Genomic DNA, 17935 nt, shown 5'->3' with positions numbered 1-17935 from the left:
CGCTTTTCACGGAGGCGCATCCCCTATGCGTACCAACACTCAGACCAAACGTGAGCTGGACAAGATCGACCGCAACATCCTGCGGATCCTACAAACGGACGGGCGCATCTCTTTCACCGAACTGGGTGAAAAGGTCGGGCTCTCGACCACGCCGTGTACGGAGCGGGTCCGGCGGCTGGAGCGCGAAGGGATCATCATGGGCTACAACGCCCGGCTCAATCCGCAGCACCTCAAGGGCAGTCTTCTGGTATTCGTCGAGATCAGCCTCGACTACAAGTCCGGCGATACTTTCGAAGAGTTCCGACGCGCGGTCCTGAAGCTTCCCCACGTGCTGGAGTGCCATTTGGTGTCAGGGGATTTCGACTATCTGGTGAAAGCGCGGATTTCCGAGATGGCCTCGTACCGCAAGTTGCTGGGCGACATCCTGCTCAAGCTGCCGCATGTGCGCGAATCCAAGAGCTACATCGTGATGGAAGAAGTGAAAGAGAGCTTGAACCTGCCGATTCCGGATTGAGCCCACACAGATCGTCACAGATCGTTCCCACGCTCCGCGTGGGAATGCAGCCCGGGACGCTCTGCGTCCCAAGAGCCGAACGCGGAGCGTCCGTCGAGGCATTCCCACGCAGAGCGTGGGAACGATCAATCAAACGAGAACTTGCCGGGTGCTGGCCATGTACTCATGAATCTGCTTCTCGACCCGCGGATGAATCAGCTCCACCGGCCCCCGCCCATTCGGGCATGGCAAGGTCTTGGTGGTGCCGAACAACCGGCAAATCAGTGGCCGCTCGTCATACACGGTGCAGCCGTTGGGTCCGAGGTGAACACAATTGAGTTCATCCATTGCCGCATCCTGCTCGGCCCGGGTCTTGCGTGGCAGGCGGGACATTTCTTCCGGTGAGGTGGTCACCGGCCCACAGCAGTCATGGCAGCCGGGCACGCACTCGAACGAGGGAATTTGCTGCCGTAGCGTGCGAATTTTCTGACTGTTGCAGCTCATCGAAGCGGTGACCAAAAGCGAAATAGAGCGCGATTCTGACGCAAATGCCCCGATCCAGACAGCACCAACCGACCAGTGTTGCCCGTGTCCGAAGGTCCGGCTTATGCTCCGTCAAATTTTCTAAACGCAAGAATCAGGAACACGCACATGAATGCCCGTGCCCAGCAACCGGCCCCGAACCACCAGCACCCTGCTTCTTACTACGCCGCCAGCAGCCTGCCGCAGCCCGATCATCCGGTGCTCACAGGCGATCTGGTGGCTGACGTGTGCGTGGTCGGTGGCGGGTTCTCCGGGTTGAACACGGCACTCGAACTGGCCGATCGCGGCTTGAGTGTAATTCTGCTCGAAGCCCACAAAATCGGTTGGGGCGCCAGCGGACGCAACGGCGGACAGTTGATTCGTGGCGTCGGCCATGGCCTCGATCAGTTCGCCAACGTGGTCGGTGCGGACGGCGTGCGTCAGATGAAACTCATGGGCCTGGAAGCGGTGGAAATCGTCCGACAGCGCGTCGAGCGTTTTCAGATTCCTTGCGACCTGACGTGGGGTTATTGCGACCTGGCCAACAAACCCCGAGACCTCGAAGGTTTTGCCGAAGACGCCGAAGAGCTGCGCAGCCTCGGTTATCGTTACGAAACCCGTCTGCTGCAAGCCAGTGAAATGCATTCGGTAGTGGGTTCCGACCGCTACGTTGGCGGTTTGATCGACATGGGCTCGGGGCACCTGCATCCGCTGAACCTGGCGCTGGGTGAAGCGGCGGCCGCCCAACAGTTGGGGGTGAAGCTGTTCGAACGATCGGCAGTCACCCGCATCGATTATGGCCCCGAGGTCAAGGTCTACACCGCCCAAGGTTCGGTCCGCGCCAAAACGCTGGTGCTGGGCTGCAACGCCTACCTCAATGAACTCAATCCCGAACTCAGCGGCAAGGTGCTGCCCGCCGGCAGCTATATCATCGCCACCGAACCCTTGAGCGAAGAACTGGCTCACGCGCTACTGCCGCAGAACATGGCGGTCTGTGATCAGCGGGTCGCGCTGGATTACTACCGGCTCTCGGCGGACCGACGCTTGCTGTTTGGCGGCGCCTGTCACTATTCAGGTCGCGACCCGAAGGACATCGCCGCGTACATGCGGCCGAAGATGCTGGAGGTTTTCCCGCAACTGGCCGGGGTCAAGATCGACTATCAATGGGGCGGGATGATTGGCATCGGCGCTAATCGCCTGCCGCAGATCGGGCGGTTAAAGGATCAGCCGAACGTGTATTACGCCCAGGCTTATTCCGGTCATGGCGTGAATGCCACGCATCTGGCGGGGAAATTGTTGGCTGAGGCTATCAGTGGTCAGCACAGCGGAGGGTTCGATCTGTTCGCCAAGGTGCCGCATATCACCTTTCCTGGCGGTAAGCATTTGCGCTCGCCGTTGTTGGCGTTGGGGATGTTGTGGCATCGGCTTAAAGAGTTGGTCTGAACCTGATTAAGCGACATATCCACCCTTGTAGCAGCTGACGAGTACCGCGAGGCAGCGTTCGGCGGCGAAGCCGTCGCAAATCCTGCAACCGCGCTCTTTCAGGCAAACCGCGGTGTCTGATTTACGACTGCTTCGCAGTCGGACGCAGCCTTCGGCAGCTGCTACAAGGAATCGCATTTCATCTCAAATCCGCCAGAACGGTTTAAGTCCCTCCTCCCGCGCCTGCTCCGGACTCAACCCGATGTCCTTGAGCTGCTCGGTCGTGAGTTCCAGCAATGCCTTGCGCGTGTGCCGGCGATGCCAGAACAGGCCCCAGCGACTCAGGCCGGACGGTGCGTTGCGCATGACCGCCTCGCGTGCGCCGTGGTTTTGCCCTGCCGCCAGTTCCTGGCTGTGTAACGTCAGCCGCACATCGCTCAAGCCGTTCATTTTGATTGCTCCTGTTTACTTGGGTAGCCAGAGCTTTCATGATGCGTCGACGGCCAAAAGCATTACAGATTCAACGATACTGTATTAACTCCATACAGATTTTGCATTTCAGCGTCTGAATCCCCTATTTTCGCCCCATCTGTACTGGTCAACCGAATCACCCACACCGAGACTGCACCATGACCCTTTACGTCAACCTCGCCGAACTGCTCGGCACGCGTATCGAACAGGGCTTCTATCGCCCCGGTGACCGACTGCCGTCGGTGCGGGCGTTGAGTGTTGAACATGGCGTCAGCCTGAGCACGGTGCAACAGGCATATCGAGTGCTTGAAGACAGCGGCCTGGCCACCCCCAAACCCAAGTCGGGCTACTTTGTACCGGTGGGTCGTGAACTGCCGGAGCTTCCGGCCATTGGCCGCCCGGCGCAACGGCCGGTGGAAATTTCCCAATGGGATCAAGTGCTGGAACTGATCCGCGCGGTGCCACGCAAGGACGTGGTGCAACTGGGTCGCGGCATGCCGGACATCACCACGCCGACCATGAAACCGCTGCTGCGCAACCTGGCGCGAATCAGCCGGCGACAGGACATGCCCGGCCTGTATTACGACAACATCTACGGCACCCTCGAACTGCGCGAACAGATCGCCCGCCTGCTGCTCGATTCCGGTTGCCAATTGACGGCTCACGACCTGGTGATCACCACCGGTTGTCACGAAGCGCTGTCCACCAGCATCCGCTCCATCTGCGAGCCGGGCGACATTGTGGCCGTGGACTCGCCCAGCTTTCACGGCGCCATGCAGACCCTCAAGGGCCTGGGCATGAAAGCCCTGGAAATCCCCACCGATCCGCTCACCGGGATCAGCCTCGATGCGTTGGAACTGGCCTTGGAACAATGGCCGATCAAGGCCATACAGTTGACCCCCAACTGCAACAACCCGCTGGGCTACATCATGCCGGAGTCGCGCAAACGCGCGTTGTTGACACTCGCACAGCGCTTCGACGTGGCGATCATCGAGGACGATGTGTATGGCGAACTGGCCTACACCTACCCGCGCCCGCGCACGATCAAATCCTTCGACGAAGACGGCCGCGTCCTGCTGTGCAGTTCCTTTTCCAAGACCCTGGCGCCGGGGTTGCGTATCGGTTGGGTGGCGCCAGGACGGTATCTGGAACGGGTGCTGCACATGAAATACATCAGCACCGGCTCTACCGCGCCGCAACCGCAGATCGCGATTGCCGAATTTCTCAAGGCCGGACATTTCGAACCGCATTTACGGCGGATGCGCAGCCAATACCAACGCAATCGCGACGTGATGATCGACTGGGTCAGCCGCTATTTTCCGGCCGGCACCCGCGCCAGTCGCCCTCAGGGCAGCTTTATGCTTTGGGTCGAGCTGCCGGAGGGTTTCGACACCCTGAAACTGAATCGTGCGCTGCACGACCAAGGCGTACAGATTGCCGTCGGCAGTATCTTTTCCGCCTCGGGCAAATACCGCAATTGCCTGCGGATGAACTACGCTGCCAAGCCAACGCCGCAAATTGAAGAAGCGGTGCGCAAGGTCGGTGCCGCGGCAATCAAACTGCTCGCGCAAAGTGACTGCGCCACCGACTGACCTTTCTCGGGAATCCAGCGTCCATATGCCGACACCTGCCGCCAATCGGAACGATCCTACGTGAGAGTCAGACAGCCCCTGCTCGCTCTACTGTTTCTCGCCTCGTTCCTCAACGGCTGTGCGACATTCAACGTTCCGCGCGAACCGAGCCAGGCGCTGCCCGCCAGTGACTCGGCGTTCGGTCGCTCGGTCCAGGCTCAGGCGGCCCCCCACGGAGGGCAATCCGGCTTTCGCCTGCTGTCCGACAGCACCGAAGCCTTCACGGCCCGCGCCGAGCTGATCCGCAACGCCCAAAGCAGCGTGGATTTGCAGTACTACATCGTTCACGACGGCATCAGCACACGGATGCTGGTGGACGAACTGCTCAAGGCTGCCGATCGTGGCGTACGCGTGCGCATTTTGCTCGACGACACCACCAGCGATGGCCTGGACCGCATCATCGCCACACTGGCGGCACATCCGCAGATCCAGATCCGCGTATTCAACCCATTGCACCTTGGCCGCAGTACCGGCGTGACTCGAACCGCGGGACGTTTGCTCAACCTGTCGCAGCAACACCGGCGCATGCACAACAAGCTATGGCTGGCCGACAACAGCATGGCCATCGTCGGTGGACGCAATCTGGGGGATGAGTACTTCGATGCCGAACCCAACCTGAATTTCACCGACATCGACATGCTCGGCGTCGGCCCGGTCGCCGAACAGTTGGGGCACAGTTTCGACCAATACTGGAACAGTGCGCTGAGCAAGCCGATCGACGAGTTCCTCTCGAGCAAACCGACGACCATGGACCTGGAAAACACCCGGACCCGACTGGAAGAATCGCTGGAAGAGACCCGCAAGCAGAATCACGCGCTGTATCAGCAGTTGATGATCTACACCACCAAGCCACGCCTGGACATCTGGCGCCGGGAGTTGATCTGGGCCTGGAACCAGGCGCTGTGGGATGCCCCGAGCAAGGTTCTGTCAGACGGCGAGCCTGACCCGCACTTGCTGCTGACCACGCAACTGGCGCCCGAACTCAGGGGCGTCAGTAAAGAATTGATCATGATTTCGGCTTACTTCGTGCCGGGGCAGCCGGGACTGGTGTACCTCACCGGCCGGGCCGACGCCGGGGTGTCGGTGAGTTTGTTGACCAACGCCCTGGAAGCCACGGACGTGCCGGCCGTGCACGGCGGTTACGCACCTTATCGGCGAGCGCTGCTGGAACATGGTGTGAAGCTGTACGAATTGCGCCGCCAGCCCGGTGAAGGTGGTGGCAGCGGGCCGCATATTTTCTACAGCAAGTCCTACCGGGGTTCTGATTCCAGTTTGCACAGCAAAGCGATGATCTTCGACCAGCAGAAATCCTTCATCGGCTCGTTCAATTTCGACCCGCGCTCGGTGCTGTGGAACACCGAAGTCGGGGTGCTGGTGGACAGCCCCGAACTCGCCGCGCATGTGCGCAAAGCGGCCATGGAAGGTATGGCGCCGCCCTTGAGTTATCAGGTGAAACTGGAAAATGACCGGATCGTCTGGGAGACGGAAGACGACGGCAAGATGCAAGTGTTGACCAAGGAACCGGGCAGCTTGTGGCGCCGGTTCAATTCCTGGTTCAGCACGGCGGTCGGCCTGGAGCGGATGCTTTAGCAGGCGATGTGGCTGACTGGCAACTTGGCGTCAGGCAGGCTCGACTATCGTGCCGAACGCGCCTTGCCGCGACAGCAGAATCACCAACCCCAGCGCACCCGCCGCCATCAGCAGCGGCAACGCATGCCCGCTGATCCACTGACTGCCGGCGCCGGCCGCCAATGGTCCGACCAGACAACCGATCCCCCACAGTTGCGCGATATGCGCATTGGCGCGCACCAGTGCATCGTCTCGGTAGCGCTCGCCGATCAGGATCAGTGACAAGGTGAACAAGCCGCCGGCACTGGCACCGAACAACACCCACAACGGCCAGATCAGCAACGTATCGATCAACAACGGGATGGCCAGGCTCGATATCAGCAGGACCACCGCACACCCGGTGAACAGCGTGCGTCGTGACAAGCGATCGGCCAGCGCGCCAATCGGCAACTGCAGCAAGGCATCACCCACTACCACCGTGCTGACCATCGCCAACGCAATTTCGGTCGTAAAGCCCTGACGCAGGCAATAAACCGGCAACAACGTCAGGATCATCGCTTCGAACGCAGCGAACAGCGACACCGCCCAGGCAATCGCCGGCAGGCCACGGCAGAAACCCAGCAAGTCGCTGAAGGTCACGCTGCAGGCTTCACTGGTCGGCGCGCCGCTGCGGCCCAGCAACAGGAGCGGTGCCGCCATCAGCAAACCGACGCCGACCCAGAATCCGTAATCGTGCTCAGTGCCCAGTACGCCAAGCAGCAACGGCCCGGCCAGCTGACTCAGCGCGTAGCTGCTGCCATACAACGCCACCAATCGTCCGCGCCACTCTTCCACCACAAGCTGGTTGATCCAGCTTTCGCCGAGGATGAACACGAGGGTCAGGATCACCCCGATCATCAGGCGCAACGCCAGCCAAATCGGATAGCTCGGCAACAGCGCCAGCAAACCGATGGACAACGCCCCGGCCCACAGGCACAAACGCATCAGATTGGCCGTGCCCAGACGCGCGGCCAGATGGCTGGAGACCTTCGCACCCAACAGCACGCCTATGGCGGGCATCGCTGCCATCACACCGATGGCGAACGAGCCGTAACCCCAGCCTTCCAGACGAAACGACACCAGCGGCATGCTGACGCCCAAGGCCAGGCCGACACTCAAGACAGACGCCAACACGGCGAAATAAGTCGCCCAACGCATTTCCCACGCTCCTGTGGATATTTTATGTACAGCACAAAACACTGTGGGAGCGAGCCTGCTCGCGATGACGGTACAACATTCAACATTTCTGTCGACTGTCACACCGCAATCGCGAGCAGGCTCGCTCCCACACAGGATCTGCGTCGTTTGGGAGGCCTGTTACTGCGACAGGCCCCTTTAACGGCTTACAACTTGATCCAGGTCGCCTTCAGTTCGGTGTACTTGTCGAACGCATGCAACGACTTGTCGCGACCGTTGCCGGACTGCTTGAAGCCACCGAACGGCGCCGTCATGTCGCCACCGTCATACTGGTTAACCCACACGCTACCAGCGCGCAGTGCCTTGGCGGTCAGGTGGGCCTTGGAAATATCCTTGGTCCACACCGCTGCGGCCAAGCCGTAAGGGGTGTCGTTGGCAATCGCAATGGCTTCTTCGGCGGTATCGAACGTGATCACCGACAGCACTGGGCCGAAGATTTCTTCCTGAGCGATTTTCATCGCGTTGCTGACACCGTCGAAAATCGTCGGCTCGACGTAAGTGCCACCGGTTTCCTGAAGAATGCGTTTGCCGCCCGCCACCAGCTTGGCGCCGTCGGTGTGGCCGGATTCGATGTAGGACAGCACCGTGTTCATCTGCTGGGTATCCACCAGCGCACCGACGTTGGTCGCCGGGTCCAGCGGGTTGCCCGGTTTCCAGGTTTTCAGCGCCTCGATCACCAGCGGCAGGAACTTGTCCTTGATCGAACGCTCCACCAGCAGGCGCGAGCCGGCCGTGCAGACTTCGCCCTGGTTGAAGGCGATGGCGCCAGCCGCCGATTCAGCGGCAGCTTGCAGGTCCGGCGCATCGGCGAACACGATGTTCGGGCTCTTGCCGCCGGCTTCAAGCCAGACGCGTTTCATGTTCGATTCGCCGGAGTAGATCAGCAGTTGCTTGGCGATCTTGGTCGAGCCGGTGAACACCAGGGTGTCCACGTCGTTATGCAGGGCCAGGGCCTTGCCGACGGTGTGGCCGTAGCCTGGCAATACGTTCAGCACGCCTTTCGGAATACCGGCTTCGACGGCCAGCGCAGCGATGCGGATGGCGGTCAGCGGGGATTTTTCGGACGGCTTGAGGATCACCGAGTTACCGGTGGACAGCGCCGGCCCGAGTTTCCAGCAGGCCATCATCAACGGGAAGTTCCACGGCACGATCGCGGCGACGACGCCGACCGGCTCGCGGGTTACCAGACCCAACTGGTCATGGGGCGTCGCGGCCACTTCGTCGTAGATCTTGTCGATGGCTTCACCGCTCCAGCTCAGGGCTTGCGCCGCGCCAGGAACGTCGATGTACAGGGAATCGCTGATCGGCTTGCCCATGTCCAGGGTTTCAAGCAGGGCCAACTCTTCGGCGTGCTGTTTCAGCAGGCCGGCGAAACGGATCATGGTGGCTTTACGTTTGGTCGGCGCCAGGCGCGACCAGACGCCGGAATTGAAAGTGGCGCGGGCGTTTTCAACAGCACGTTGGGCATCGGCGGCGTCACAGCTGGCGATCTTGCCCAGCAGACGGCCATCGACCGGGCTGATGCACTCGAAGGTCTCGCTGGAGACGGCATCGGTATATTCGCCATTGAGGTAGGCGCGGCCTTCGATCTTCAAATCGCGAGCCCGTTGTTCCCAATCGGCACGAGTCAGGGTGGTCATACGAGTGTCCTCCTCTTATTGAATACGAGCGCCCGCGGTCTTCGCGGACGGTCTCAGGAATTCTGCCCAGCCAGCCTGTTTTTCGGCCCGAGGCAACTGCCACCCTAAACCAGCGGCAGGTGAAGTTTCAATATATTTGACAAAAGACTGGCAAACGGCCTTGCGATGTTCATTTTAATAAACATAGACTTTGGGCTTTCCAGTCACTTGCGCCGCAATTACGGGGGATTACAACAATGAGCATCCAGGACATCGTCGATTTCAGCCAGGCCACCACCCAGCCCGAACGCTATCGGCCAGACCAGGCGAAAATCCTCAAGGGCAACCCCGAGCAAGCAGTGTACAACCACTACAACAGCCCTTGCGGTCAGTTGAACGCCGGCGTGTGGGAAGGTGCGATTGGTCAGTGGCTGGTGAACTTTACCGAGCATGAATACTGCGAAATCGTCCAGGGCGTGTCCGTGCTACGCGACAACGACGGCAACAGCAAGACCGTTCGGGCGGGCGACCGCTTCGTCATCCCGGCCGGGTTCCGGGGCACCTGGGAAGTGCTGGAGACGTGCCGCAAGATCTATGTGGCGTTTGAACAAAAGACCTGAGCAATTTGTTAAGGCATCAAAAAGGCCCATATCGCAAGATATGGGCCTTTTTTTTGCTTGGCTGCACGGCCAGATACCAAGTGGAATAGGTAATTACCGCACTCAATCACTGATCTTGCCGGATGCTGTTCTCGCTCCCGAATAAAGGAGCCTCACCGTCATCACTCACAAGGAAGTGAATCAACATGAAAAATTTTCTCACCACTGGCCTGCTGGCAGGTCTTTTCCTGGCCGTCACGCTGACGTCGGCGCATGCGAACGAACCGGAACAGTCAGCGCAGCGATGCGATGCACGGAGGGTCACGTACCTCATCGGCGAATACCTGTCTCGGTCCGTTCGCGATGAGGCCTTCAGGGAGTCACGGGCGACCAGCATTAAAGTCAACTCTCGCGACCTGGACCCTGACAACAATCGCCTGCAAATCAGGACCGATATAAACCTGGATATTATTGCCATTTACTGCGGTTGATCATTCGCAGGCCCCACTATTGGGGGCAACAAAAAAGGCCCGTATCTCGCGATACGGGCCTTTTTCGTAAGAGGGAAAAATCAATTACTTGATTTTGCCTTCTTTGTACATCACGTGCTTGCGAACGCGCGGGTCGAACATGCGCTTTTCGAGCTTGTCCGGAGTAGTACGCTTGTTCTTGTCGGTAGTGTAGAAGTGACCAGTACCGGCGCTAGAAATCATTCGAATCAATTCACGCATGATTAGCTCCCTTAGATCTTGCCAGCTTTGCGAATTTCGGCCAGCACGACAGTAATGCCACGCTTGTCGATGATACGCATGCCTTTGGCAGATACGCGCAGACGCACGAAACGTTTCTCTTCTTCAACCCAGAAGCGGTGATGCTGCAGGTTCGGCAGGAAACGACGACGGGTTTTGTTGTTTGCGTGGGAAATGTTATTCCCAGTCACCGGACCCTTACCGGTAACTTGACATACTCTCGACATGCCTCAGCCCTCTAAAACCACATGCCCAACCCGGCATGGGTTGGCCGCTTAATCTCTCAGTCATTTGGCGCCAGGCGCCGCGTTTCTTTAGAGGTCTTACCGGCTACACCTACAGTGAAGGAACCGGGCCCCTAGAAAAGAGCGCTGCTTTATACCAGAAAGACTGGAGAGCAACAACATTCCGTGTGCGCGGACTTGGTAAATTCCCCATTTTTCACGCGCAGAGCGCCTTGGATAAAGGCTGTCGTCGATTAAGACCGCTCGTCGCAGAGAATCGGCCAACCGACCGATTCCGGGTTTTCCTCGGCCCGCATCACCGAAAACAAGCGCACATAGTCCACTTAAATTGAAAAAGGAGATAGTCATTTGCAAAAGAGCCCACTAGGGTAAGCCTTTTCCAGACTGCACTTGCAGATGGGCCTTCGATCTGTAAAGGAATCCGACCATGCGCCTCGCTGCCCTACCGCTATTGCTCGCCCCTCTTCTGCTGAGCCCGTTGGCTCATGCCGCCGCTCTGAGCGTTTGCACTGAGGCAAGCCCGGAAGGGTTCGACGTGGTGCAATACAACTCGCTGACCACCACCAACGCTTCGGCCGACGTGCTGATGAACCGTCTGGTGGACTTCGATACCGCCAGCGGCAAGGTGGTCGCCAGCCTCGCGGACAGCTGGGAAGTCACACCCGATGGCCTGACGTATGTGTTCAAGCTTCACCCACAGGTGAAATTCCAACGCACCGAGTACTTCAATCCCTCGCGAGACCTGACCGCCGAAGACGTGAAATTCAGCTTCGACCGCATGCTCGACCCGGCCAACCCATGGCACAAGGTCGCCCAGAGCGGCTTCCCGCACGCCCAGTCGATGCAGTTGCCGGCATTGATCAAGAAGATCGACGCACTGGACCCGCTGACCATACGGTTCACCCTCGACCACCCGGATTCGACTTTCCTCGCGACCCTGAGCATGGGCTTCGCCTCGATCTACTCCGCCGAATATGCCGACAAACTGATGAAGGCCGGCACCCCGGAGAAGCTCAACAGCCAGCCGATCGGCAGCGGTCCGTTCATCTTTACGCGTTTCCAGAAAGACGCCTCGATTCGCTACAAGGCCAACCCGGATTACTTCCGTGGCAAGCCTTCGGTGGACCCGCTGATTTTCGCCATTACCCCCGACGCCAACGTGCGGCTGCAGAAATTGCGCCGCAACGAATGCCAGATCGCCCTGTCGCCCAAGCCTCTGGACGTACAGGCAGCGCTGAAAGAACCGACCCTGAAAGTGGAAAAGACTGACGCCTTCATGACCGCGTTCGTTGGCATCAACAGCCAGCATCCGCCGCTGGACAAGCCTGAAGTGCGCCAGGCCATCAACCTCGCCTTCGACAAGACCAACTACGTCAAAGCCGTGTTCGAAGACACCGCCGAACCTGCCAACGGTCCATACCCGCCGAACACCTGGAGCTATGCCAAAGGCCTGCCGGGTTACTCGCACGACGTCGAAAAAGCCAAAGCACTGATGGCGAAGGCCGGGCTCAAGGACGGTTTCAAGACCACCATCTGGACCCGCCCTTCTGGCAGTCTGCTCAACCCGAATCCGAGCCTCAGCGCGCAAATGCTGCAATCGGACCTCGCGGAAATCGGCATTCAGGCGGAAATTCGGGTGATCGAATGGGGCGAGCTGATTCGCCGCGCCAAGGCCGGTGAACACGATCTGTTGTTCATGGGCTGGGCGGGCGACAACGGCGACCCGGACAACTTCCTCACGCCGCAGTTTTCCTGCGCCGCGGTCAAGTCCGGCACCAACTTCGCGCGCTACTGCAACCAGGACTTGGACAAGCTGATCAGCGCCGGCAAGACCACCGGCGAGCAAGGTGTGCGCACCAAGCTCTACGAACAGGCCCAGGCACAGATCCAGCAGCAGGCGCTGTGGCTGCCGCTGGCCCACCCGACCGCCTTCGCACTGACGCGCAAGGACGTTGAGGGTTATCAAGTGAGCCCGTTCGGCCGCCAGGATTACTCCGAGGTCAACCTAAAATAATCCGCCCCCCCCTTGTAGGAGCGAGCCTGCTCGCGATTGCAGAGTGCCAGTCACCGAATAGTTTGACTGACACGACGCCATCGCGAGCAGGCTCGCTCCCACATGGGCTCGCTTAATCCGCCCTTCCACTTACATCCAGCCGTACTCGGCCATGGACAGCGGATCACCGTCCCCGACGATGAAATGATCGAGCACCCGCACATCGATCAGGTCCAGCGCCTCTTGCAGGCGCTTGGTCAGCACTCGGTCGGCCTGGCTGGGATTGGAATTTCCCGACGGATGGTTATGACAAAGGATCAACGCTGCGGCGTTGTGGGCCAATGCGCGTTTAACCACTTGTCTCGGATAGACACTCGTACTGTCGATGGACCCGCGAAACAGCACTTCAAAGGTCAGCACTTGATGCCTGGAATCCAAAAAAAGACAGCCGAACACCTCGTGAGGCTCATGGCGCAGCATTGACTTGAGGTAATCACGAACCGCCTGCGGGTTTTCCAGCGCGTTTTTTTGGCGCGCACGTTCGGCCAAATGCCGCCGGCTCATTTCCTGGACCGCTTGCAACTGAGCGAATTTCGCCGGCCCCAGCCCCAACTGCCTGCTGAACGCCTCCTGATCGGCCTCAAGCAATGAACGCAGGCTGCCAAACTGATTCAACAGGTGCCGCGCCAGATCTACCGCGCTTTTACCCGACACACCCGTTCGTAAAAAAATCGCCAACAGCTCGGCGTCCGAAAGGCTCCCCGAGCCCAACTCAAGCAACCTCTCCCGCGGCCGTTCCGCCGCTGGCCAATCGCGAATACTCATAGCACCTCCCTGGTCTGTGGGCGCCGCTGTTCCGTTGCGGTCGCTGTGATATCGTAGCCCATCTTTTTTGCGGGCGATTTCATCCCTGGGGAGGGGGTATCGCCATGCAGTCATCAACGAAATGAAAGGCAGACCTATGCAGCGGCTGTATCGGAAACGCATCGTTCTGGGCGTCGGCGGCGGCATCGCTGCCTACAAGAGCGCCGACCTGGTTCGCCGCCTGATCGACCAGGGCGCCGAAGTGCGCGTGGTCATGACCCGCGGCGGCAGCGAGTTCATCACACCGTTGACCATGCAGGCCTTGTCCGGGCATCCGGTCCACCTCGATTTGCTCGACCCGGCGGCCGAAGCTGCCATGGGCCACATTGAGCTGGCCAAATGGGCCGACCTGGTGCTGATCGCCCCCGCCACCGCGGATCTCATTGCCCGCCTGGCCCAAGGCATTGCCGACGACCTGCTGACCACGCTGGTGCTGGCCACCGACGCCGTGGTCGCCGTTGCCCCGGCGATGAACCAGGCCATGTGGCGCGACCCGGCCACCCAGACCAACCTGCAAACCCTCGAAAGCCGCGGCCTGAAAAGCTTCGGCCCAGCCTCCGGCAGCCAGGCCTGCGGCGACGTCGGCATGGGTCGCATGCTCGAAGCCACCGACCTCGCCCAATGTGCGGCGGACTGCTTCCAGCGTCAGGCGCTGACCGGCAAACACGTGCTGATCACCGCGGGTCCGACCCAGGAAAACATCGACCCGGTGCGCTACATCACCAACCACAGCTCCGGAAAAATGGGCTTTGCCCTGGCCGAAGCCGCGGTGGAAGCCGGCGCCCGTGTAACGCTGATCACCGGCCCGGTGCACCTGCCGACCCCGGATCGCGTCACACGCATCGATGTGGTCAGCGCCCGCGACATGCTCGCCGCTTGCGAAGCCGCAATCCCTTGCGACCTGTTCATCGCCTCGGCTGCGGTCGCGGACTACCGGCCGGAAGTCGTCGCCCCACAGAAACTCAAGAAAGACCCTACGAACGGCGACGGCTTGTTGCTACAGATGGTGCGTAACCCAGACATTCTGGCCACCATTGCCACTCGCCCCGACCGTCCGTTCAGTGTCGGCTTCGCCGCCGAAACCGAACATTTGCTCGATTACGCTGCGCGCAAGTTGAAAGACAAGAACCTCGATTTGATCGTCGCCAACGACGTCGCCAACCCGAGCATTGGCTTCAACAGCGAAGAAAACGCCTGCAGCGTGATCGACCGCCAGCTACACGCCACACTTTTCGCCCAGACCAGCAAGAGCAAAATCGCTCGCCAGCTGATCACTTTTATCGCCGAACGTCTGAACCAGGTTTAATTTACATGCACGCTTTGCAAGCCAAGATCCTCGACCCACGCATCGGTACCGAATTCCCGCTGCCGCAATACGCCACGCCCGGTTCCGCCGGCCTCGACCTGCGCGCCATGCTGGAAAAAGACACAGTCATCAAGCCGGGCGAAACCCTGCTCATCCCGACTGGCCTGTCCGTCTACATTGGCGATCCGGGCTTGGCGGCACTGATTCTGCCGCGCTCGGGCCTTGGCCATAAGCACGGCATCGTGCTGGGCAACCTGGTTGGCCTGATCGACTCCGATTACCAGGGCCCACTGATGGTGTCGTGCTGGAACCGTGGCCAGACCGATTTCAACATGGTGGTAGGCGAACGCCTGGCCCAATTGGTGCTGGTGCCGGTGGTTCAAGCACATTTTGAAATGGTCGAAGAGTTTGTCGAAACCCAGCGTGGCACTGGCGGGTTCGGCCACTCCGGCAGCCACTGATCCGAAAGATGGCAACCCTGTGGCGAGGGGGCTTGCCCCCGTTGGGCAGCGAAGCGGCCCCAAACTCTGTGAGTCATAACCGATTTTTGTGAGTGCTACGCACTCAAGCGGGAGCAAGCTCCCTCGTCACAAATTGCACAGACGTCATCTGAAAGGTATATCACTGAAAATCAAGGCATTGGCCGCTCCATTACACGCTGATGTCGGGGTCATGGCCTTTTCACACCACGAACTCTCGGTGGAAAACACCGTCATACCCTTCAGTTTGAGCCTGCCGACGAGTTTTTCGCCGGCAGGTCCAGCCACTTTCGAGATGGAGCATTCCTACAGATGAGCACCCCAGTCCAAGTCGCACCCAAGTTCCCTGACAGCATCTTCCGCGCCTACGATATTCGCGGCACCGTCCCGGAATTCTTGAACGCTGAAACCGCGTATTGGCTCGGTCGCGCCATCGGCTCCCAGAGCCTGGCCCAGGATGAACCGAATGTTTCGGTCGGCCGCGACGGTCGCCTGTCCGGTCCGGAACTGGTCGAACAACTGATCAAAGGCCTCGCCGACAGCGGTTGCCACGTCAGCGACGTCGGCCTGGTGCCAACGCCTGCGCTGTACTACGCCGCCAACGTGCTGGCCGGCAAATCCGGCGTGATGCTCACCGGCAGCCACAACCCGTCGAACTACAACGGCTTCAAAATCGTCATCGCTGGCGACACCCTGGCCAACGAACAGATCCAGGCCCTGCACGAACGCCTCAAGACCAACAACCTGAGCAGCGGCAAGGGCAGCATCACCCAGGTCGAGATCCTCGACCGCTACAACACCGAAATCGTCCAGGACATCAAACTGGCTCGTCGCCTCAAAGTCGTGGTCGATTGCGGCAACGGCGCGGCCGGCGTGATCGCCCCGCAACTGATCGAAGCCCTGAACTGCGAAGTCATCCCGTTGTTCTGTGACGTCGACGGCAACTTCCCGAATCACCACCCGGACCCGGGCAAGCCTGAAAACCTGGTCGACCTGATCGCCAAGGTCAAGGAAACCAATGCCGACCTGGGCCTGGCTTTCGACGGCGACGGCGACCGCGTCGGCGTGGTGACCAACACCGGCAGCATCGTCTACCCCGACCGCCTGCTGATGCTGTTCGCCCGTGACGTGCTGGCGCGCAATGCGGACGCGGAAATCATCTTCGACGTCAAATGCACCCGTCGCCTGACGCCGCTGATCAAGGAATACGGCGGCCGTCCGCTAATGTGGAAGACCGGTCACTCGTTGATCAAAAAGAAAATGAAACAGACTGGCGCCCTGTTGGCCGGCGAAATGAGCGGGCACATCTTCTTCAAGGAACGCTGGTTCGGTTTCGACGACGGCATTTACAGCGCCGCGCGCCTGCTGGAGATCCTCAGCAAGGAAAAATCCACCGCGGAAGAGCTGTTTGCGACCTTCCCGAACGATATTTCTACGCCGGAAATCAATATCCATGTGACCGAAGAGAGCAAATTCAGCATCATTGATGCTCTGCACGACGCGAAGTGGGGCGAAGGCGCCGACCTGACCACCATTGACGGCGTGCGAGTCGACTACGCCAAAGGCTGGGGCCTGGTGCGCGCCTCCAACACCACACCGGTGCTGGTGCTGCGCTTCGAGGCCGATGACGAGGCTGAATTGCAACGCATCAAGGACGTTTTCAAAGTCCAATTGAAGCGTGTTGCCCCCGATCTCCAATTACCGTTTTGATCTTCTGAAGCACCCGGAGCCCTGAATGACCCTCGAACGCGAAGCCGCCGCCAACACCGCCAAGGTCCTGTCCGAAGCGCTGCCTTACATTCGCCGCTATGTCGGCAAGACGCTGGTGATCAAATACGGCGGCAACGCGATGGAGAGCGAGGAGCTGAAAACCGGCTTCGCCCGCGACATCGTGCTGATGAAAGCCGTCGGCATCAACCCTGTGGTGGTTCACGGCGGCGGCCCGCAAATCGGCGACCTGCTCAAGCGCCTGTCGATCGAGAGCCACTTCATCGATGGCATGCGCGTGACTGACGCGCAAACCATGGACGTGGTGGAAATGGTCCTCGGCGGCCAGGTCAACAAGGACATCGTCAACCTGATCAACCGTCATGGCGGCAGCGCCATCGGCCTGACCGGTAAAGATGCCGAGCTGATTCGCGCGAAAAAGCTCACCGTGACCCGCCAGACGCCGGAGATGACTCAACCGGAAATCATCGACATCGGCCAGGTCGGTGAAGTGGTCGGGATCAACACCGACTTGCTGAACCTGCTGGTCAAAGGTGACTTCATCCCGGTGATCGCGCCAATCGGTGTCGGTTCCAACGGCGAGTCGTACAACATCAACGCTGACCTGGTGGCCGGTAAAGTCGCCGAAGCGCTGAAAGCTGAAAAGCTGATGCTGCTGACCAACATCGCCGGCCTGATGGACAAGTCGGGCACGGTTCTGACCGGTCTGACGACTCAACAGGTCGACGACCTGATCGCCGATGGCACCATCTACGGCGGCATGCTGCCGAAGATTCGTTGCGCGCTGGAAGCGGTTCAAGGCGGTGTGGGCAGCTCGTTGATCATCGACGGCCGGGTGCCGAACGCGATTCTTCTGGAAATCTTCACCGATACCGGTGTGGGTACCTTGATCAGCAATCGCAAGCGTCCCTGATTGATAAAGCCTTAAAAGATCGCAGGCTTCGGCAGCACCTACGGATGTACGAATATTCCGTAGGAGCTGACGAAGTCTGCGATCTTTTTTATGCGC

17 protein-coding genes and 1 pseudogene are annotated in these 17935 nt (G+C 59.7%); 11 read left to right on the top strand and 7 right to left on the bottom strand.

Annotated elements, in window-relative coordinates:
- Window positions 1–25: 25 nt before the first annotated feature.
- On the top strand, window positions 26–514 hold the full coding sequence (locus tag AC3WP4_RS07935; protein ID WP_003176896.1) for an Lrp/AsnC ligand binding domain-containing protein: 489 nt from the start codon (window positions 26–28) through the stop codon (window positions 512–514).
- 129 nt (window positions 515–643) lie between these two features.
- Here AC3WP4_RS07935 and AC3WP4_RS07930 read toward each other — a convergent pair whose 3' ends face one another.
- A complete protein-coding gene (locus tag AC3WP4_RS07930; protein WP_007947437.1) occupies window positions 644–997 on the bottom strand; it encodes a YkgJ family cysteine cluster protein in 354 nt (117 codons plus the stop codon).
- 147 nt (window positions 998–1144) lie between these two features.
- On the opposite strand from AC3WP4_RS07930, the gene AC3WP4_RS07925 reads away from it, so the two are divergent.
- Window positions 1145–2458, top strand: coding sequence for an NAD(P)/FAD-dependent oxidoreductase (locus tag AC3WP4_RS07925; RefSeq protein WP_102614557.1), 1314 nt, complete (start codon window positions 1145–1147; stop codon window positions 2456–2458).
- A gap of 183 nt (window positions 2459–2641) precedes the next feature.
- Here AC3WP4_RS07925 and AC3WP4_RS07920 read toward each other — a convergent pair whose 3' ends face one another.
- Entirely contained in the window at window positions 2642–2887 is a 246-nt protein-coding gene (locus AC3WP4_RS07920) for a DUF1127 domain-containing protein (protein ID WP_074871935.1), read from the bottom strand.
- Window positions 2888–3066: 179 nt separating this feature from the next.
- Between AC3WP4_RS07920 and AC3WP4_RS07915 the strand changes: the two genes are divergently transcribed.
- Window positions 3067–4500: an aminotransferase-like domain-containing protein gene (locus tag AC3WP4_RS07915; RefSeq protein WP_074871937.1), complete on the top strand. Its 1434-nt coding sequence runs from the start codon at window positions 3067–3069 to the stop codon at window positions 4498–4500.
- Between the two features lie 60 nt (window positions 4501–4560).
- Entirely contained in the window at window positions 4561–6129 is a 1569-nt protein-coding gene (locus AC3WP4_RS07910) for a phospholipase D family protein (RefSeq protein WP_102614556.1), read from the top strand.
- Between the two features lie 30 nt (window positions 6130–6159).
- Here AC3WP4_RS07910 and AC3WP4_RS07905 read toward each other — a convergent pair whose 3' ends face one another.
- The gene (locus AC3WP4_RS07905; protein WP_102614555.1) at window positions 6160–7305 is read right to left on the bottom strand and encodes an MFS transporter; all 1146 of its coding nucleotides are present in this window, start codon (window positions 7303–7305) and stop codon (window positions 6160–6162) included.
- A gap of 185 nt (window positions 7306–7490) precedes the next feature.
- Window positions 7491–8984 (bottom strand): aldehyde dehydrogenase, encoded by a 1494-nt coding sequence (locus AC3WP4_RS07900; protein ID WP_074871942.1) that lies wholly within the window; start codon window positions 8982–8984, stop codon window positions 7491–7493.
- A gap of 236 nt (window positions 8985–9220) precedes the next feature.
- Here AC3WP4_RS07900 and AC3WP4_RS07895 point away from each other — a divergent pair, with 236 nt between their 5' ends.
- Together AC3WP4_RS07895 and AC3WP4_RS07890 are read left to right on the top strand one after the other, a co-directional pair.
- Window positions 9221–9583, top strand: coding sequence for a cupin domain-containing protein (locus tag AC3WP4_RS07895; protein ID WP_074871944.1), 363 nt, complete (start codon window positions 9221–9223; stop codon window positions 9581–9583).
- A 185-nt stretch (window positions 9584–9768) separates the two neighbouring features.
- The gene (locus AC3WP4_RS07890) at window positions 9769–10053 is read left to right on the top strand and encodes a hypothetical protein (RefSeq protein ID WP_074871946.1); all 285 of its coding nucleotides are present in this window, start codon (window positions 9769–9771) and stop codon (window positions 10051–10053) included.
- Window positions 10054–10137: 84 nt separating this feature from the next.
- Here AC3WP4_RS07890 and rpmG read toward each other — a convergent pair whose 3' ends face one another.
- Complete coding sequence (gene rpmG, locus AC3WP4_RS07885; RefSeq protein WP_008150173.1) at window positions 10138–10293, bottom strand: 50S ribosomal protein L33; 156 nt, start codon at window positions 10291–10293, stop codon at window positions 10138–10140.
- Between the two features lie 11 nt (window positions 10294–10304).
- Entirely contained in the window at window positions 10305–10538 is a 234-nt protein-coding gene (gene rpmB / locus AC3WP4_RS07880) for a 50S ribosomal protein L28 (protein WP_007894701.1), read from the bottom strand.
- A 445-nt stretch (window positions 10539–10983) separates the two neighbouring features.
- Between rpmB and AC3WP4_RS07875 the strand changes: the two genes are divergently transcribed.
- The gene (locus tag AC3WP4_RS07875) at window positions 10984–12570 is read left to right on the top strand and encodes an ABC transporter substrate-binding protein (RefSeq protein WP_102614554.1); all 1587 of its coding nucleotides are present in this window, start codon (window positions 10984–10986) and stop codon (window positions 12568–12570) included.
- A gap of 129 nt (window positions 12571–12699) precedes the next feature.
- Here AC3WP4_RS07875 and radC read toward each other — a convergent pair whose 3' ends face one another.
- On the bottom strand, window positions 12700–13374 hold the full coding sequence (gene radC, locus AC3WP4_RS07870) for a RadC family protein (protein ID WP_074871949.1): 675 nt from the start codon (window positions 13372–13374) through the stop codon (window positions 12700–12702).
- A 136-nt stretch (window positions 13375–13510) separates the two neighbouring features.
- Between radC and coaBC the strand changes: the two genes are divergently transcribed.
- From coaBC to argB, 4 genes and pseudogenes are all read left to right on the top strand, one after another.
- Window positions 13511–14719, top strand: coding sequence for a bifunctional phosphopantothenoylcysteine decarboxylase/phosphopantothenate--cysteine ligase CoaBC (coaBC, locus tag AC3WP4_RS07865; RefSeq protein ID WP_102614553.1), 1209 nt, complete (start codon window positions 13511–13513; stop codon window positions 14717–14719).
- Window positions 14720–14724: 5 nt separating this feature from the next.
- Window positions 14725–15180, top strand: a complete 456-nt coding sequence (dut, locus tag AC3WP4_RS07860) for a dUTP diphosphatase (protein ID WP_007894692.1) — start codon at window positions 14725–14727, stop codon at window positions 15178–15180.
- 351 nt (window positions 15181–15531) lie between these two features.
- Window positions 15532–16908: pseudogene (locus tag AC3WP4_RS07855) on the top strand (phosphomannomutase/phosphoglucomutase); the annotation flags it as partial.
- Between the two features lie 25 nt (window positions 16909–16933).
- The gene (gene argB / locus AC3WP4_RS07850) at window positions 16934–17839 is read left to right on the top strand and encodes an acetylglutamate kinase (RefSeq protein ID WP_074871956.1); all 906 of its coding nucleotides are present in this window, start codon (window positions 16934–16936) and stop codon (window positions 17837–17839) included.
- The last annotated feature ends 96 nt before the right edge of the window (window positions 17840–17935 follow it).

The sequence above is a fragment of the Pseudomonas sp. FW305-20 genome (assembly GCF_058788075.1).
The sequence above is the reverse complement of the archived record's forward strand: the minus strand, read 5'-3'. Positions and strand labels throughout refer to the sequence as shown.

Excerpts from the sequence above, each read along its gene's own strand:
- AC3WP4_RS07900 (WP_074871942.1), bottom strand. The coding sequence starts at position 8,984 with ATGACCACCCTGACTCGTGCCGATTGGGAACAACGGGCTCGCGATTTG.
- AC3WP4_RS07890 (WP_074871946.1), top strand. The coding sequence starts at position 9,769 with ATGAAAAATTTTCTCACCACTGGCCTGCTGGCAGGTCTTTTCCTGGCC.
- argB (WP_074871956.1), top strand. The coding sequence starts at position 16,934 with ATGACCCTCGAACGCGAAGCCGCCGCCAACACCGCCAAGGTCCTGTCC.
- AC3WP4_RS07875 (WP_102614554.1), top strand. The coding sequence starts at position 10,984 with ATGCGCCTCGCTGCCCTACCGCTATTGCTCGCCCCTCTTCTGCTGAGC.
- AC3WP4_RS07920 (WP_074871935.1), bottom strand. The coding sequence starts at position 2,887 with ATGAACGGCTTGAGCGATGTGCGGCTGACGTTACACAGCCAGGAACTG.
- AC3WP4_RS07935 (WP_003176896.1), top strand. The coding sequence starts at position 26 with ATGCGTACCAACACTCAGACCAAACGTGAGCTGGACAAGATCGACCGC.
- rpmG (WP_008150173.1), bottom strand. The coding sequence starts at position 10,293 with ATGCGTGAATTGATTCGAATGATTTCTAGCGCCGGTACTGGTCACTTC.
- AC3WP4_RS07905 (WP_102614555.1), bottom strand. The coding sequence starts at position 7,305 with ATGCGTTGGGCGACTTATTTCGCCGTGTTGGCGTCTGTCTTGAGTGTC.
- rpmB (WP_007894701.1), bottom strand. The coding sequence starts at position 10,538 with ATGTCGAGAGTATGTCAAGTTACCGGTAAGGGTCCGGTGACTGGGAAT.
- AC3WP4_RS07930 (WP_007947437.1), bottom strand. The coding sequence starts at position 997 with ATGAGCTGCAACAGTCAGAAAATTCGCACGCTACGGCAGCAAATTCCC.
- AC3WP4_RS07925 (WP_102614557.1), top strand. The coding sequence starts at position 1,145 with ATGAATGCCCGTGCCCAGCAACCGGCCCCGAACCACCAGCACCCTGCT.
- dut (WP_007894692.1), top strand. The coding sequence starts at position 14,725 with ATGCACGCTTTGCAAGCCAAGATCCTCGACCCACGCATCGGTACCGAA.
- radC (WP_074871949.1), bottom strand. The coding sequence starts at position 13,374 with ATGAGTATTCGCGATTGGCCAGCGGCGGAACGGCCGCGGGAGAGGTTG.
- coaBC (WP_102614553.1), top strand. The coding sequence starts at position 13,511 with ATGCAGCGGCTGTATCGGAAACGCATCGTTCTGGGCGTCGGCGGCGGC.
- AC3WP4_RS07895 (WP_074871944.1), top strand. The coding sequence starts at position 9,221 with ATGAGCATCCAGGACATCGTCGATTTCAGCCAGGCCACCACCCAGCCC.
- AC3WP4_RS07915 (WP_074871937.1), top strand. The coding sequence starts at position 3,067 with ATGACCCTTTACGTCAACCTCGCCGAACTGCTCGGCACGCGTATCGAA.